Origin of the sequence: Methylovorus menthalis, from assembly GCF_020523625.1 — a bacterium.
In the GTDB taxonomy this organism is placed as follows: Bacteria; Pseudomonadota; Gammaproteobacteria; order Burkholderiales; family Methylophilaceae; genus Methylovorus; species Methylovorus menthalis.
This window is the reverse complement of record NZ_JAJAQH010000006.1, coordinates 1,600,284-1,614,658: the sequence shown is the minus strand read 5'-3', so window position 1 is coordinate 1,614,658 and position 14,375 is coordinate 1,600,284. Positions and strand designations below refer to the sequence as shown.

Sequence of the window (14,375 nt, the reverse complement as noted above, 5' to 3'; positions counted from 1 at the left end):
TTGTTAGCGTGATGACGTGCATTGACTAAAAGACTTCCACGACATCATCAATACCGATGGAGTCGAGTTTGCCCAGGTTAAGTTTGATACCACTGCTGCTGTTGGATACGCTCATGACCTGGTCATAAGACAGCGGTGTGGCGGTCATGCTGGTATTGGCGGTAGTGGCGGTGACTTCAAATTTGTAATTGCCGTCTGCAGCCTTGGAGCCATCGTCCTTGATGCCATCCCAGCTTAAAGGCAATACTCCTGATTCCTGTTTGCCCAGCGTCAGTTCACGTACCTGATTGCCGGAGGAATCCTTGATGGTGACCGTGACTTTTTCCGCGCCGGCCGGCAGGTTGATGCCGAGATAGGATTTGCTTTCAGACAGGGTCAGGCTGTCGCCCTTGGTCAGCACATAGCGGCCTATCATGTTGGAAGCCTGGTAGGTCTGGCTGGACTGCACATTGCTGATCATGGATTCCATGGTGGTATTGAGCTTGTCGATACCGGTCACCGTGGAAAGCTGGGCCAGCTGGCTGGTCACCTGGGCATTGTCCATGGGGTTAAGCGGATCCTGGCTCTTCATCTGCGTAATCAGCAGGGTCATGAAACGGTCCTGTGCGTCGGCTGCAGTTGAGCCCGAACTGGATGTTCGCGAGTTCATCGATGTCAGCAGATCATTGGAAATGGTGGTCATGGCGTCGTCCTTTTATTGTCCGATAGTAAGGGTTTTAAGCAGCATGGATTTGGCGGCATTCATGGTTTCCACGTTGTTCTGATAAGCGCGTGAAGCCGAAATCATGTTGACCATTTCCTCGGTGACATTGACATTGGGCATGGTCACATAGCCCTGCGCATTGGCAGCGGGATGCTTGGGGTCGTACATCACCTTTGGCGGTGACGGATCTTCAATGACCTGTTGTACCTTCACACCGCTGACTGCCGGGCTATTGCTGGGGGTAGCACTGAACACAACCTGCTTGGCCTTATATGGCTGGCCATTGGCGCTGGTGGCACTGTCGGCATTGGCCAGGTTACTGGCGACGGCATTCAGCCGTTGCGATTGCGCGCTCATGGCTGAGCCGGAAATATTGAATACATTAAATAGAGACATGATGGTGCTCCTTTATAGTCCGGCTATTGGCCCTGAATCGCCGACAGCAGCTTCTTGATCTGTCCGTTGATCATGTTGAGGCTGGCTTCGTAACGGATGGCGTTATCGGCAAACTGGTTGCGCTCCACGTCCATGTCGACGGTGTTGCCATCTACACTGCCCTGGATAAGGGGGCGAAACATGGGCTCGCCCGGCTTGCCGCTGGGCACATAATCAACACTGGTCGGGTCGCCATCCAGATGGTTGCTGGCGGTCTTGTTGACGCCCAAGCCGGAGCCGGTCGTCTCGTTGCCGCTCAAGGCACTGTTGAGCGCATCATTGAAATTGATGTCGCGCGCCTTGTAGTTGGGGGTGTCGGCATTGGCGATATTGCCGGCAATGAGCTCCTGCCGCTGCGCACGCACGCGTAGCACCGACTGATTAAACGCCAGGGTTGCATCGAGTCTGTTCATCTGTACTGACCTCCTGTTTCGATCCGGCTCAAGTTTTCACTGAGAGCAGCCGTTATCTATGATGAGGGCGAGTGTAGAGCGCGACGGTCAAGTTCAATTAGAGGAGTAAAGGGGGAAAGGTCATCTTTTTCCACCATTTACTTTTGTCTCGGCTACGTAGAATGCAGGCTGTATCTTTCTCCGCAGTCGAGGAACGCATCATGGCAAGTCATTCTATCGTAAAGCAATTATTGGCATTCTGCACAGGATTATTGCTCCTGGCTGGCAGCGTTGTCGCCCATGCTGAAGCGATGCCGAATACCGACCAGACACAGAACCTCACTTCCATCCGCAAGAAAGTCGAAGAATTTCTGACCGTGCAGACCGCAGGCTATCCTGGCCGCGTTACCGTCGCTGCCGGGGCCATCGATAATAATCTCAAGCTGGCCAAATGCCCGGCGCTGGAAGTTTTCATGCCGCAAGGCAGCCGCGCCTGGGGCAAGACGAATGTTGGCGTGCGCTGCAATGCGCCTGTCTGGACCATTTACATGCAGGCCACGGTCAATGTAGTGGGGCAGTATCTGGTGGCCGCGGCGCCTCTGGCCCAAGGCCGGGTGGTGGATAGTGGTGATTTGCTGTTTGAAAGTGGCGATCTGGCCCAGCTGCCTCCCGGTATCTTTACCGATCCCGAGCAAGCGATTGGCCGCATCGTCAATGTATCAATGAATGCTGGCACCGTACTGCGCCAGGAAATGCTGAAGGCATCGCCCGTGGTGCAGCAAGGTCAGAGTGTGACTCTGATTACTCGTGGCAAAGGATTTAGCATTAGCGCTGAAGGCCATGCACTGAATAATGCCACCGATGGTCAGCTGGTCAGGGTCAAAGTGGCCAATGGCCAGGTAGTGAGCGGGATTGCCCGCAATGGCGGAAAGATTGAAGTCAGTTTTTAAGCATGCATTTTTCCATCGAATGAATGTAAAGGCCGCGAAGGGCGGTTTCAAACTTGCAGATCGGTGTTAAAGTTTAATAAAACCCTGCCGATATGAGCCTTATAGAAGGCAAAATGCACACACATTCATGCATGAGGAAAAACCATGAAAATCAATGACTCCATCCAGAAAACCACTGGACTGGTGACCGAGAAGATTGATTCGGGCACCGCAAAGAAAACACCGGCATCGACAGCGGGTGGCGCAACGGCCACCGAAAGCGTGACGCTTTCACCTTTGTCCTCGCAGTTGCAATCCCTTGAAGCACGGATTGCCACGCAAACGGTATATGACACAGACAAGGTAGACGCCATCAAGACGGCGATTACCAACGGCCAATTCCAGGTCGATTCCGGCAAAGTCGCCGATGGCCTGATTGAAACCGTTAAGGATTTATTAACTTCAGCCAAATCGTGAGATAACCATGAGCACAAGCATCTCGTTCGAGCAGGATAGCCAGCTGGTCAATCAGTTGATCGTATTATTATCCCGTGAACAGGCCAGCCTGGTGAGAGCCAATATGGACGAGATCGAGCACATTCTCGATGAGAAGGCGCAGTTGCTCAGTCAGCTTGGCAGTACCGTGCAAAAGCGTTACGACGCGCTTGTCAGCCTGGGCTTTGAAGGCAGTGAAAAAGGCATGGCAGATTGGCTGGTGGCCCAGAAAACCGTGGCTGTACAGCAATCGTGGATGCAGTTTCACAAAATGCTGACACAAGCGCAGGAAATGAATCGTGTGAATGGTGTGCTCATCAACAAGCACTTCAGCCGTAATGAACAGTTCCTCAATGCGCTGCATGCGCATCACTCACCTGGCCAGATGTATGGTGCCAATGGCCAGGCCACGACGCAAAGTTATCTGCGGAGCGGATTACAGGCCTAGCGAACTTCCAGTTCCTCCAGAGGCGTTAAGTGTAGTTGACGCCCCGCCGCCCGATGGGCGGTTTTTTTTGCCTGTCGACCGGCCGATTTACTGACCCTCGGTGTCTTCCTTGCTGCCTGCTTGTGCCTGGTGATATTGATGTGCCAGCTTGGGCACAATATGCAGGATCGCATAAGCCAGGAGGGCGCTGAGAGTAGCCGTGGACTCGCGCCCCATACCAGCGGCGACGCCGATGGCTGCCGTCATCCACAAGCCTGCGGCGGTGGTGAGCCCATGCACTTCGCCATCGTGTCCATGTTTGATTATGGTGCCTGCACACAGGAAACCCACGCCTGCAATCACGCCTTGTACCACACGGCTGATTTCAGCATCGGTAAGCCCGGCCTGTATGGGCACCAGCACAAACATGGCGGCGCCCAGGGCTACCAGCATATGGGTGCGCATGCCGGCTGCCTTGCCGCGAAATTCCCGTTCATACCCCAACAGTCCGCCTAACAGCGCTGCAATCCCTAGACGCAGGATGACGCGGGTGACCTCTGCGCCATTGGGCAGGTCGGAAAATTCGGCCATGATGGTGCTCATGACTTCATGCAGCAGGTTATCCATTGCGGGGCTTCCTTCGCTTATTGACCGGCAATGTTGACGGTACGCCCGTTGGCGGCTGCCTCAAGCGTGGCGACAATCGCGCGGCAATTGGCTTTGGCATCTTGCAGACTGAGCAATGGGGATTGATTGTTGAGCACGCAGTCGCTGAAATGGGCGATTTCCAGGTTGAAGTGATTGCTGGGCGCGTAGGTTTCCACGTGCTTCTGCCCGTCATCGGTCCACCAGCTGATGAGCGGTACATCGCTGGTGCCCGGAAGTTGCCAGACCGTGTGGCAGATCAGCGAGCCTTTGCTGCCGACGATGCGGTATTCGGACTGGCGGCTGCATTCAAAGCTCACATCAAAATGCCCGCGTTTACCATCGCCAAAATCCAGAATGCCGCTGGTGGCAATATCGGCGCCGCTTTCGGCGTATTTCGCCATGGCCGAGACGGCGGTGGGCTCAAAGCCAAAGCAGTGACGCAAGGTATGGATGGCATAAGGGCCTACATCCCACATGGCACCGCCGCCATTGGCGGTGTCTTTTGCCAGACGGTAAAGCCGGGCAGGGCGCATCATGAATGAAAAGCTGGCATGGGCGTAGCGAATATCGCCCAGCACACCACTCGCGACAATCTCCTGCACGCGCTGGTGCTGCGGGTGAAAGCGATACATGAAGCCTTCCATCACCTTGAGGTTTTTTGCCTGGGCGGCGGCTTCAATGGCGTTGATGTCTTCCTCGGTGAGAGCCATGGGTTTTTCGATCAGCACATGCTTGCCTGCGGCAAGTGCTTTCAATGCCCATTCGGCATGTTCATCATTGGCCATCGGCAGATAAACGGCGTCTACGCGCTCATCTTCCAGCAGGGCTTCCAGCGTGGGGTAGAACGAAACACCAGGCGTACCGGGTGCATATTTTTTCAGGGTTTCTGCCGCTGCATCCGGACGGCGGCTGGCAATGGCCACCAGCTCGGCATTCGGCGCGGCGACGATGGCAGGTAGCAGACGTTCGTTGACGCGGGCAGCACCCAGAATGCCCCAGCGCAGGCGAGAACTTGAGCTCATGTACAGGCCTTATCGTGATAAGTGAAGCCTTGAATAATGGCAGAATTCGGGTGCTGCGGCTAGCTGAGCCGTGGGCGGAGGCTAGTTGGTGGCTGGTTTGCTGGCGGGCGGTGCCGTCCGCGTGCTCGGTGCCGGGGCGGGCTTGGCTGTTGCAGGCGCGGGTGTGGCCGGTGAATCTTCTGGGGGTGGCGTCACCGTTGGCCGGATGACCGTGGGGGTATCGGGGGCGATCTCGGAAACATCGGTCTGGTTTGGCATCAGCGAGTCGTAAAGAATCATGATGGATACCCGCCGATTGCGTGCGCGCCCCAGAGGGGTGCTGTTGTCATCCATGGGTTGCGAGGCGCCAAAGCCGACGGCGCTCAGGCGTTTTTCATCGAGCCCGCTATCCTGCAGCATGCGCACTACACTGCTGGCGCGCATGGCCGACAGCTCCCAGTTCGAGTAGAACTTGTCATTGTGAATCGGCACGTTATCGGTGTGGCCTTCTACCTGAATCGCGTGGTTATTGGTTTTGAGTGCCTGGGCGATTTCATTGAGCGGGCCACTGGCAATGGGCTGGAGCTCGGATGCGCCAGGCGCAAACAGCAGGCTGTCGTGTATATCCACGCGCACGCCGCGGTTGTTCTGCATGACCTTGATCTTGCCTTCCAGCACCATGGGCGCCAGATGATTGGCAAGATTATTCGCCATGGACGTCATCGCCTCGCGTTCACGGCGCTGTTTGTCGTTGCGGCGGGCGAGCTCCAGCGGGCGGATGAACGAGGGCTGCCCATACAGCCCCTTGATATTGGCATGCTCGGCATTGCCATCGGGGGGATTATTGAGTTGCGGGGTATTTTCGCCAGTGAAAGCCGTGCCCAGCGAAGAAGTCAGCTGTTCGTATTTGCCTTGGTTGACCGAGGAAATGGCGTACATGACCACAAAAAACGCAAACAGCAGGGTGATGAAGTCAGCATAGGACACCATCCAGCGTTCTTTGTTGTCCTCGTCTTCCTCAACCTGTCTTCTGCGCATGGATAGGTTTCCGTATCAACGCATATAGCTGTTGAGGCGCTCTTCCACCACGCGGGTATGGTCGCCTTGCGCGATGGAGACCCAGGCATTCATGAGCATTTCGCGTCGGCTGGCTTCTTGTAATACATAAGTCTTGAGCTTGCTGCCGATGGGCAGGAACACTATATTGGCGAGGCCAACGCCGTAAATAGTGGCCACAAACGCGACGGCAATCCCACTGCCCAGGCGGCTGGGGTCGGAAAGGTTTTCCATCACATGAATCAGCCCCAGCACCGCGCCAAGAATACCGATGGTAGGGGCATAGCCCCCGGCGGAATCCCAGATTTTGGCCGCGCTGCGATACTGGCTTTCGTAATAGTAGATATCAATCGCGCAGATTTCGCGGATCTTGTCGGCGGCGATGCCGTCGATCAACAGGCGCAGGCCTTTTTTGATAAAGGGGTCGGTTTCGGAATAAAGCTGGGTTTCAAGCTTGAGCAGGCCATCGCGCCGCGCCGTGTGGCTCCAGCCGATGATGCGGCGGCTCAGTTCTTTTCTGTCATCGATGGGGGGCTGCACTATCCAGCGCAGCAGGATGAGGCCCAGCTTGAAATTGGCCGGTTTGCTCTGCAGCAATACTGCGCCAAAGGTGCCAAAAACCACGATCAGGAAAGCCGCAGGCTGAATCAGCGAGGCAATCTTCCCGCCTTCAATCGCTTGTCCCAACAGGATGCCGAAAACGGCGAGTAAGATGCCGCCTAGGCTGCCCCAGTCCATAATTGCTCTTTCATGTAAGCGCGTAATCGAGCAACCGCTTGACTATGCAACTGGCAAACCCGTGATTCGGAGACATTCATCACGGCGCCAATTTCCTTCAGGTTAAGTTCCTGTTCGTAATACAGGCCCATCAAAATCTGTTCGCGTTCGGGCAGGTTTTCAATCGCCTCAATCAGGGTTTCCCGGAAATTACTATCCAGTAGGCCTTTGATCGGGTTGCCCGAATCATCCTGCAGGAAGCGGTCAAGAAAGTGATCGCCGCCTTCAGATTCGTGAAAATCTTCGTAATAAAGCAGTTGGTGGCCGCTGCATTCGCCCAGCATGTCGTAATAGTCATCCAGCGACATCTTGAGATGCTTGGCAACTTCGCCTTCAGTTGGTGGCCGCCCCAGCACTTGTTCCAGTTTGTTGATGGCACCTTCTACATCCCGCATGTTCTTGCGGATACTGCGCGGCAGCCAGTCGGCATTGCGCAGCTCATCAATCATGGCACCGCGTATGCGCTGGGCTGCGTAGGTTTCAAATTGAGCGCCATGCGTATCTTCATAGCGATTGATCGCATCGAGCAGACCCATCATCCCGGCCTGCACCAGGTCGTCAAGCTCCACACTGGGTGGCAACTTCGCCTTCAGCTGATAGGCCAGCTTTTTGACCAGCGTGGCATGCTGGTGCAGCAGACTATCTTTCTGATTGGGTTTTCCCGTGGCCGTATACATACTTTCCTTGCTTGGGCGCCTTGTCGTTAATGGTGTGAGACGTATCACAAGCCTTGCTTGCCCACATTCTACACCCGCTCCGCTACAGCGCCAGCCCGTGAGCCATTGCACATGCCCTTGGGGCTGTGCAATGGCTGCTGATCTGGCGCCTGGCGGTACTTAGCCCTGCGTATTGCCTGTTCGCGTTATAGCGTGACCGAAGTCCGCTGAATCTCGGCCAGGATGGCTTGCCGGTAATCCAGTTTTCGTGCCAGAGCCTTGAAGGCTGCCGAGGCTTGCGCCATTGGGAATGCATCAATGACCACGCGCCCCAGTTTTTCAGCCCGGCCCAGATGCTCATCAGCCGGGATAGCGCCCATGAATTCAAGATCAATCTGCATGAAGCGTCGGGCCACCTGGGCAATATTCTCAAACACCAGCATGGCCTGTGCCTGACTGGCGTTGCTTACCACGATGCCGAAAGAGCGCCGTCCCAGCTGGCTGCATACCTGTTTGATAAGGATGTAGGCCTGCTTGATCGACTCCGGGTCGCGCGTGAGCTGGATCACAATTTCGCCATCGTTGAGTGATTGTAATGGCAGAGCGTTATTATTTAAAACAGTATCGACCAGCACGATGTCATATTCCTGCGCCAGCTTGCCGAAGATGCGGTCCAGCTGCAGGCCTTCTGCCTGTTTGAACTGCATGCTGCCCTGCTTGGGCAACAGGCGGCTGATGCGATAACCCTGCTCGGAAAACTTGATGGCCTTGTTCAAGGGCACGCGCTGATTGGCGACCTCCAGCAGGCTGGGGGTATTACCCAGCTTGTAATGGGTCAGGGCATCGCCGGTGTCGGCAGTGGCATGCACGATGATGACATTATTGCCATCGTCTTGAATCGAGGCGCCCAGATTCTTGATCAGTCTGGCCTGTGCATTGCCGGGGATGGCGGATAACACCGACACGATGCGCGGCCTTGGGCCGGACATGATGCGACGCAGACCGGCGGCTTGATCTTCGCGAAAACTAGACATGATCGGCTCCCATGCTCAGCTTGGCGGCGGCAGGCGAGGTATTGCCCATCAGGAATGGCAGCTCGTTATGCTTGAACTGGAAGGAAGACGTGTTTTGCGCACCAGCACGGAAAGCGCGATGGATCAGCAGCTTTTTGTTGGCGACATGCAGGTCTTCCGGCACGCGTTGGCCATTCGCCACGTAATACAGGCGCAGTTTTTCGCGGATGATCACATCCAGCGCGCTGCCGATGGTGGCGGCTTCGTCCAGCTTGGTGATGATGCAGCCGTCCAGTTGTTTGACCTTGTAGGCACGCACGACATCGGTCAGTGTTTCGCCGGTGTTGGTGGCGTTGAGGCATAACAGCTTCTTGATCGGCTGGCGTGTGCTGGACAGCATGGCGATCTGCTCGGCTACCATGCGGTCTTTCTGGCTCACACCCACGGTATCGATCAGGATGGTGTGCTTGCCTTTGAGTTCTTCCAGCGCAATTTTGAGGTCGGCTTCATCTTTCACCGCATGCACCATCACGCCCAGGATCTTGCCGTAGATGCGCAATTGTTCATGACCGCCAATGCGGTAGGCATCGGTCGTGATCAGGCCCAGCTTGCCAGGACCATGCTTCATGACAAAGCGTGCGGCCAGCTTGGCGGTCGTGGTGGTCTTGCCGACACCGGTCGGGCCAATCAGGGCAAATACGCCACCGCGGTTCAGAATTTCATCCTCATTGGGGATGGCTTGCAGGTTCTTTTCCAGAATGGATTGCACCCAGGCATTGGCTTCTGCGCTGGTGCGATGATCTGGCATGTTTTCGGCAATCTGGCGTGACAGTGCAGCGCTGAAGCCTGCCGACAGCAGCATGTTGAGCGTGTTGGATTTGACCGGGTCACGGTGCTGAATATTGCCCCAGGAGATTTCCACCAGTTGCGATTCGATCACGCTGCGCATATTGCGGATCTCATTCAGCATGTCGCTGATCTGCTTGTTCGATTGCGGTGCTGCCGCTTGTGCTGGCGTGGTGGTGACCTTGGGGCGGGCTGTGGTCACAGGCGCAGGCTCGCTGCGAACAGCACGGTAGGGTTCAGCTTCTGGTGCTTGTTCACGGCTTGGACGTGCCGGGCGGCTCGCCCGGGCCTGCACAGGCTCTTGTGGCGGTGGCGCCCGGCGCTTGCTGCTTTGCACCGGGGCATCATCTGACATGAAGGAGGCCATGTCTTCTTCCTTGAAGGCCAGGATTTCGTTACCACCGTTAACGGCACGGTTAGACAGGATAACGGCATCTTCACCCAGGCTTTTACGGACCATGGCTAATGCTTCACGGGAACTTGATGCGAAAAAGCGTTTGATGTTCATGCTTGACCTCCAATAAGGCTAGTGACACGGATAGTTTTTGAATCGGGAAGCTCTTCATGTGACAGCACACGAAGATGCGGAATAGCACGGCGCAGGAATTTCGACAGGGCAGAGCGTAGTGGACCGGGTACCAGCAGCACAGGCGTCATGCCCAGTTGCTCCTGCTTGCGGGTGGCGGCTTCGGCCTGCTTGGACAGGGTTTCGGCCAGGCCAGGCTCAATGGCAGCGCCGCCAGCATTACTGCTGCTCAGCGCTTGCATCAAAAGGCGTTCCAGCTGGTTATCCAGCGCCATGACGGAGACTTCGTTGCCATTGGGGAACAGCTGCTGCACGATGGCGCGGCCCAGTTGAACCCGCACAAAGGTGGTCAGCTCGCTTGGGTCTTGTGTGCGTGAAGCGTATTCGGACAGGGTCTCGACGATGGTGCGCATATCGCGGATATGTACGCCTTCGATCAGCAGGTTCTGCAATACCTTCTGGACCACGGACAGTGGCAATTGCTTGGGCACCAGGTCTTCGATCAGTTTTGGAGACTCTTTGCCGATATGGTCCAGCAACTGCTGTACTTCCTGGCGACCCAGCAATTCAGCGGCATTGGTGGTGATGATGTGGTTCAGATGGGTAGCTACCACGGTGCTGGCATCCACCACGGTATAACCCATGGCTTGCGCCTGATCACGTACTCCTGATTCCACCCAGATGGCAGGCAGGCCAAACGCCGGGTCTGTAGTAGCGGTGCCTGGCAGGGTGCCACTGACCATGCCGGGGTTGATCGCCAGGAACTGACCATGGTTGGACTCGCCACTGCCGACTTCTACGCCTTTCAGGGTAATGCGATAGCCGGAAGGACGCAGTTCCAGGTTGTCGCGAATGTGAACGGTAGGGGCGAGGAAGCCAACTTCCTGCGCGAATTTCTTGCGCAGGCCCTTGATACGTTTCAGCAGATCACCGCCTTGTGCCTTGTCGACCAGAGGGATCAGGCGATAGCCGACTTCGAGGCCGATCACATCCACGGGCACCACGTCGTTCCAGCTTGCTTCTTCTGGCTCGCCGGTGGGGGCAGGAGGGGGAACAACCACCGGGTCTTCAAGACGTTTCTTTTTCTCGGCCACAAAGTAGGCCAGGCCAGCGAGCAGCGCACCCAGGGTCAGGAAGGCAAAGTGCGGCATGCCGGGAATCGCGCCCATGCTGCCGATAATGGCGGCGGTGACATAAATCACCTTGGGGTTGGAGAACAGCTGGTTGATCAGCTGCGTGCCCACGTCTTCGGTATTGGCCACGCGGGATACCACCACACCGGCAGCGACCGAAATTACCAGCGAAGGAATCTGCGCCACCAGGCCGTCACCAATGGCAAGCAGCGTGTAATTCTTGATGGCATCGGCAAAGGCCATGTCGTGCTGCACCATGCCAACGATCAGGCCGCCCACGATATTGATAACGGTGACCAGGATGCCAGCGACAGCATCGCCCCGTACATATTTACTGGCACCATCCATGGCGCCGTAGAACTCGGCTTCCTGACCGATCTCAGAACGGCGGCGGCGGGCTTCATCTTCGCCGATCAGGCCTGCGTTCAAGTCGGCATCGATCGCCATCTGCTTGCCTGGCATGGCATCCAGGGTAAACCGGGCGCCCACTTCGGCAATCCGGCCTGCACCCTTGGTCACCACGGTAAAGTTGATGATGGTCAGGATCACGAACACCACGATACCCACGGTGTAGTTACCGCCGATCAGGAAGTGGCCGAATGCCTCAATCACTTTACCTGCAGCATCCGGGCCGGCATGCCCTTCGGTCAGAACCACGCGGGTGGAGGCCACGTTGAGTGACAGGCGCAGCATGGTGCTGACCAGCAGCACGGTTGGGAAGGCGATGAAGTCCAGTGGCTTGGATGTTTGCAAACCGATCATCAGCACCATGATGGACAGGGCGATGTTGAAGCTGAACAGCACATCCAGCGCAATGGCAGGCAATGGCAGAATCATCATCGCCAGCAACATGACGATCAGCAGTGGAGCGGCGATGGTGCGGCCGCCCAGGTGACTCAGGATATCTTTGAGGGCAAAGTTATTCATCAGGCTGTTACCTCAGTCAGCTTGTGATGGGGGTCCAGTGCATCCGGTACATCCAGCTGGGTGGGTGTCTCGGGGCGGGAGCCGCCGTGCTTGTTGAAGGCGCGCATCTGAAATACATAAGCAATGATTTCGGCCACGGCGGAGTATAGCGCCTGTGGAATTTCATCGCCCAACTCGGTATGGGCGTAAAGCGCACGTGCCAGCTTGGGCGATTCCAGCGTCATGATCTTGTGGTCGGCGGCGATTTCACGAATCTTCAGCGCCACGGCATCCGCGCCCTTGGCAATCACCACCGGTGCACGCATGCCCAACTCCTTATATTGGATAGCCACGGCATAGTGGGTCGGGTTGGTGATGACGACATCGGCTTTGGGGATTTCAGACATCATGCGGCGACGAGCGATTTCACGCTGTTGCTGGCGGATACGCGCCTTGATCTGAGGATTGCCTTCGGATTCCTTGGCCTCTTGCTTGACCTCTTCCTTGGTCATTTTCAGTTTGTTGGCGTAGCTGGTGAGCTGGTAGGGCACATCAATCGCCGCGATCAGCACTAGCGCGCCCACAATGAAGAAGAAGCTTTTCAGCAGCATGTCTTCCACTTCGGCAATGCTGGTATGCAAAGGCAACAGGGCAAGTGACAGGATAGTGTCGACATCATGCGCAACTACTACGTAGGCCACCGAGCCTACCAGAATGGTTTTACCCACGGCCTTGAGTAATTCCACCAGGGCATTTTTGGAGACCATATTGCCCAGACCACTCATGGGGTTCAGGCGGTTGAATTTAGGCACAAAGGCCTGGTTGCTGACATTCCAGCCACCAATCAGGGTAGGGGCTGCAATGGCCATGATGAACAGCAGACCTGCCAGCGGAGCAAAGGTGATTAACAGACTATATATAGAGTCAGAGATTTTCATCAGCAGCAGATTGCTGTCGTAGGCCAGGGCGCGCTCAAAATGCAGGCTGCCGCCCATGGTGTGTTTGAGGGCATCGCCAAACTGTGAGCTCATCATGGCGATCCCCATGCCACCAGCCAATAACATCGCACAGGTCACGAACTCGCGTGAGCGGGGGACATTACCTTCCTCGCGCGCCTTTTCGAGGCGCTTGGGCGTCGCCGGTTCTGTCTTTTCTAAATCGCTGTCTTCAGCCATTTCGTATCCTGTGTGCCGTGTGTGTGATGGGGATGTGCGGTCCCGCTGACATGGAGCACATTATCAGTGGCTGACCCCATGGAGCATTCCATGAATAAAAGGGGTAAACCCATGCTTAATTGCGATGGCGATGGTGGGCTTGAGAAGATTCAGTACAAATTGTTAAAAAAATTGAAAATAAAAATATATAAAAAACAATCACATATTAATTTTATTAGAAATAATTTAAAAAAATCCTAAAGTTTTCCTAAAGCCAGCCGATAGACCATTTGTGTGATACGGATTAATGCGTCTTCAAGGGGTTGGCGGCGCGTAGTGCGTATGTTGGTGTGTGTAGCAGCAGCCTGGCTTTAGGGGTTTTTGAAAAAAATTAGATTAATTGAAACAATAAGTTATCGATTTAATTCTAATTTTTTAAAAAAATCCCTAAAGTTTTTAAAAGCCGGGCCGATAAATCCTTTGTGTGTAGTCCAGTCGTGTGTGTAGTGATTGATTTGTTGAGGTGTGTGGCTTTAACAAATCTGACAGTCGTAAACTTGTGTAAGGTTGTGTAAAAATTAAGGTTTTTATAAACAACAACTTATCAAATTGTTTATGATGCATTCCGGGTAAGCGCTAAAGTTTTTCTCAGGCGTGCCGTAATGGAAGTGTGTGTAGTAAATCGTGTGTGTGTCAGGCTGCTTTTAGCGCCTACCCGATGTGTGCAGTAAAGTAGTAATGCTTATAGTGCTTTGATTTTAAAAGACTTAAGCAAAAAATCAGTCAAGTATCCCAGCCGGATGTAGGCGTTTGTAAGACAAACGCCTACATTTGCGCGCCTTCGCGTCTTACGCAAAAAACCGACAGACTCCAGTTATGCCCGAATCCCTTTAGGTTCAAAGTACGTCTCACGCGCCCCACACACAGCGCACACACACACGAGGGACCCAAAATGACTGAAAAAGACATGATGTCTGACATCAAAGACGCCAACCTGAGCTACCTGATGCTGGCCCAACAAATGATTCGCTCCGACAAGGCTTCCGCCATTTTCCGTCTGGGCGTCAGCAAGGAAATCGCTGATGTTCTGGAAAGCCTGACCACTGCCCAATTGCTCAAACTCTCCAGCACCAACATGATGCTTGCCCGCTTTCGCTTCGACGACTGCGCCATCCTTAATATGCTGACCAGCTATACCAAGGATCGTCACCTTGCCAGCGCACATGCCGCCATTCTGATGGCAGGCCAGTCGCCAGAGGCAATGGCTTAAGATTTTGG

At 55.1% G+C, this 14,375-nt stretch carries 16 protein-coding genes; 4 read left to right on the top strand and 12 right to left on the bottom strand.

Annotated elements, in window-relative coordinates; genetic code table 11:
* Positions 1 to 25: 25 nt before the first annotated feature.
* Genes LG204_RS13475 through flgB form a run of 3 tightly spaced genes read right to left on the bottom strand, consistent with a single transcriptional unit; the run spans position 26 to position 1,551 of the window.
* Positions 26 to 682: a flagellar hook assembly protein FlgD gene (locus LG204_RS13475; RefSeq protein WP_230337757.1), complete on the bottom strand. Its 657-nt coding sequence runs from the start codon at positions 680 to 682 to the stop codon at positions 26 to 28.
* A 12-nt stretch (positions 683 to 694) separates the two neighbouring features.
* Complete coding sequence (gene flgC / locus LG204_RS13470) at positions 695 to 1,099, bottom strand: flagellar basal body rod protein FlgC (RefSeq protein ID WP_230337756.1); 405 nt, start codon at positions 1,097 to 1,099, stop codon at positions 695 to 697.
* Between the two features lie 23 nt (positions 1,100 to 1,122).
* On the bottom strand, positions 1,123 to 1,551 hold the full coding sequence (gene flgB / locus LG204_RS13465; protein WP_230337755.1) for a flagellar basal body rod protein FlgB: 429 nt from the start codon (positions 1,549 to 1,551) through the stop codon (positions 1,123 to 1,125).
* A gap of 200 nt (positions 1,552 to 1,751) precedes the next feature.
* On the opposite strand from flgB, the gene flgA reads away from it, so the two are divergent.
* From flgA to LG204_RS13450, 3 genes are all read left to right on the top strand, one after another.
* Positions 1,752 to 2,480: a flagellar basal body P-ring formation chaperone FlgA gene (flgA, locus tag LG204_RS13460; RefSeq protein WP_230337754.1), complete on the top strand. Its 729-nt coding sequence runs from the start codon at positions 1,752 to 1,754 to the stop codon at positions 2,478 to 2,480.
* 144 nt (positions 2,481 to 2,624) lie between these two features.
* Positions 2,625 to 2,936, top strand: coding sequence for a flagellar biosynthesis anti-sigma factor FlgM (gene flgM, locus LG204_RS13455; RefSeq protein WP_230337753.1), 312 nt, complete (start codon positions 2,625 to 2,627; stop codon positions 2,934 to 2,936).
* A gap of 7 nt (positions 2,937 to 2,943) precedes the next feature.
* A complete protein-coding gene (locus tag LG204_RS13450; RefSeq protein ID WP_230337752.1) occupies positions 2,944 to 3,402 on the top strand; it encodes a flagella synthesis protein FlgN in 459 nt (152 codons plus the stop codon).
* 87 nt (positions 3,403 to 3,489) lie between these two features.
* On the opposite strand, the gene LG204_RS13445 is transcribed toward LG204_RS13450, so the two are convergent.
* The 9 genes from LG204_RS13445 to flhB form a co-directional block, all read right to left on the bottom strand.
* Positions 3,490 to 4,008, bottom strand: coding sequence for an MgtC/SapB family protein (locus tag LG204_RS13445; RefSeq protein ID WP_230337751.1), 519 nt, complete (start codon positions 4,006 to 4,008; stop codon positions 3,490 to 3,492).
* Between the two features lie 17 nt (positions 4,009 to 4,025).
* The gene (locus LG204_RS13440) at positions 4,026 to 5,051 is read right to left on the bottom strand and encodes a Gfo/Idh/MocA family protein (RefSeq protein ID WP_230337750.1); all 1,026 of its coding nucleotides are present in this window, start codon (positions 5,049 to 5,051) and stop codon (positions 4,026 to 4,028) included.
* Between the two features lie 81 nt (positions 5,052 to 5,132).
* Complete coding sequence (gene motD, locus LG204_RS13435; protein ID WP_230337749.1) at positions 5,133 to 6,068, bottom strand: flagellar motor protein MotD; 936 nt, start codon at positions 6,066 to 6,068, stop codon at positions 5,133 to 5,135.
* A gap of 15 nt (positions 6,069 to 6,083) precedes the next feature.
* Positions 6,084 to 6,824, bottom strand: coding sequence for a flagellar motor protein (locus LG204_RS13430; protein ID WP_230337748.1), 741 nt, complete (start codon positions 6,822 to 6,824; stop codon positions 6,084 to 6,086).
* The gene (locus LG204_RS13425) at positions 6,806 to 7,540 is read right to left on the bottom strand and encodes an RNA polymerase sigma factor FliA (RefSeq protein WP_230337747.1); all 735 of its coding nucleotides are present in this window, start codon (positions 7,538 to 7,540) and stop codon (positions 6,806 to 6,808) included. The genes LG204_RS13430 and LG204_RS13425 overlap by 19 nt, the downstream gene beginning before the upstream one ends.
* Before the next feature lie 185 nt (positions 7,541 to 7,725).
* Complete coding sequence (locus LG204_RS13420) at positions 7,726 to 8,553, bottom strand: MinD/ParA family ATP-binding protein (RefSeq protein WP_230337746.1); 828 nt, start codon at positions 8,551 to 8,553, stop codon at positions 7,726 to 7,728.
* Positions 8,546 to 9,886, bottom strand: a complete 1,341-nt coding sequence (gene flhF, locus LG204_RS13415; protein WP_230337745.1) for a flagellar biosynthesis protein FlhF — start codon at positions 9,884 to 9,886, stop codon at positions 8,546 to 8,548. Before flhF ends, LG204_RS13420 begins: the two co-directional genes overlap by 8 nt.
* Positions 9,883 to 11,964: a flagellar biosynthesis protein FlhA gene (gene flhA, locus LG204_RS13410; protein WP_230337744.1), complete on the bottom strand. Its 2,082-nt coding sequence runs from the start codon at positions 11,962 to 11,964 to the stop codon at positions 9,883 to 9,885. Before flhA ends, flhF begins: the two co-directional genes overlap by 4 nt.
* Positions 11,964 to 13,118, bottom strand: a complete 1,155-nt coding sequence (gene flhB / locus LG204_RS13405; protein WP_230337743.1) for a flagellar biosynthesis protein FlhB — start codon at positions 13,116 to 13,118, stop codon at positions 11,964 to 11,966. Before flhB ends, flhA begins: the two co-directional genes overlap by 1 nt.
* A 931-nt stretch (positions 13,119 to 14,049) precedes the next feature.
* Between flhB and flhD the strand changes: the two genes are divergently transcribed.
* Positions 14,050 to 14,367: a flagellar transcriptional regulator FlhD gene (flhD, locus tag LG204_RS13400; protein WP_230337742.1), complete on the top strand. Its 318-nt coding sequence runs from the start codon at positions 14,050 to 14,052 to the stop codon at positions 14,365 to 14,367.
* Positions 14,368 to 14,375: the final 8 nt, after the last annotated feature.

Bases quoted from the DNA above. Each gene is read 5' to 3' on its own strand.
- LG204_RS13450 (WP_230337752.1), top strand. From the start codon at position 2,944: ATGAGCACAAGCATCTCGTTCGAGCAGGATAGCCAGCTGGTCAATCAG.
- LG204_RS13420 (WP_230337746.1), bottom strand. From the start codon at position 8,553: ATGTCTAGTTTTCGCGAAGATCAAGCCGCCGGTCTGCGTCGCATCATG.
- LG204_RS13475 (WP_230337757.1), bottom strand. From the start codon at position 682: ATGACCACCATTTCCAATGATCTGCTGACATCGATGAACTCGCGAACA.
- flgM (WP_230337753.1), top strand. From the start codon at position 2,625: ATGAAAATCAATGACTCCATCCAGAAAACCACTGGACTGGTGACCGAG.
- flgC (WP_230337756.1), bottom strand. From the start codon at position 1,099: ATGTCTCTATTTAATGTATTCAATATTTCCGGCTCAGCCATGAGCGCG.
- flgB (WP_230337755.1), bottom strand. From the start codon at position 1,551: ATGAACAGACTCGATGCAACCCTGGCGTTTAATCAGTCGGTGCTACGC.
- LG204_RS13425 (WP_230337747.1), bottom strand. From the start codon at position 7,540: ATGTATACGGCCACGGGAAAACCCAATCAGAAAGATAGTCTGCTGCAC.
- flhB (WP_230337743.1), bottom strand. From the start codon at position 13,118: ATGGCTGAAGACAGCGATTTAGAAAAGACAGAACCGGCGACGCCCAAG.
- flhA (WP_230337744.1), bottom strand. From the start codon at position 11,964: ATGAATAACTTTGCCCTCAAAGATATCCTGAGTCACCTGGGCGGCCGC.
- LG204_RS13445 (WP_230337751.1), bottom strand. From the start codon at position 4,008: ATGGATAACCTGCTGCATGAAGTCATGAGCACCATCATGGCCGAATTT.
- motD (WP_230337749.1), bottom strand. From the start codon at position 6,068: ATGCGCAGAAGACAGGTTGAGGAAGACGAGGACAACAAAGAACGCTGG.
- flgA (WP_230337754.1), top strand. From the start codon at position 1,752: ATGGCAAGTCATTCTATCGTAAAGCAATTATTGGCATTCTGCACAGGA.
- flhD (WP_230337742.1), top strand. From the start codon at position 14,050: ATGACTGAAAAAGACATGATGTCTGACATCAAAGACGCCAACCTGAGC.
- LG204_RS13440 (WP_230337750.1), bottom strand. From the start codon at position 5,051: ATGAGCTCAAGTTCTCGCCTGCGCTGGGGCATTCTGGGTGCTGCCCGC.
- flhF (WP_230337745.1), bottom strand. From the start codon at position 9,886: ATGAACATCAAACGCTTTTTCGCATCAAGTTCCCGTGAAGCATTAGCC.
- LG204_RS13430 (WP_230337748.1), bottom strand. From the start codon at position 6,824: ATGGACTGGGGCAGCCTAGGCGGCATCTTACTCGCCGTTTTCGGCATC.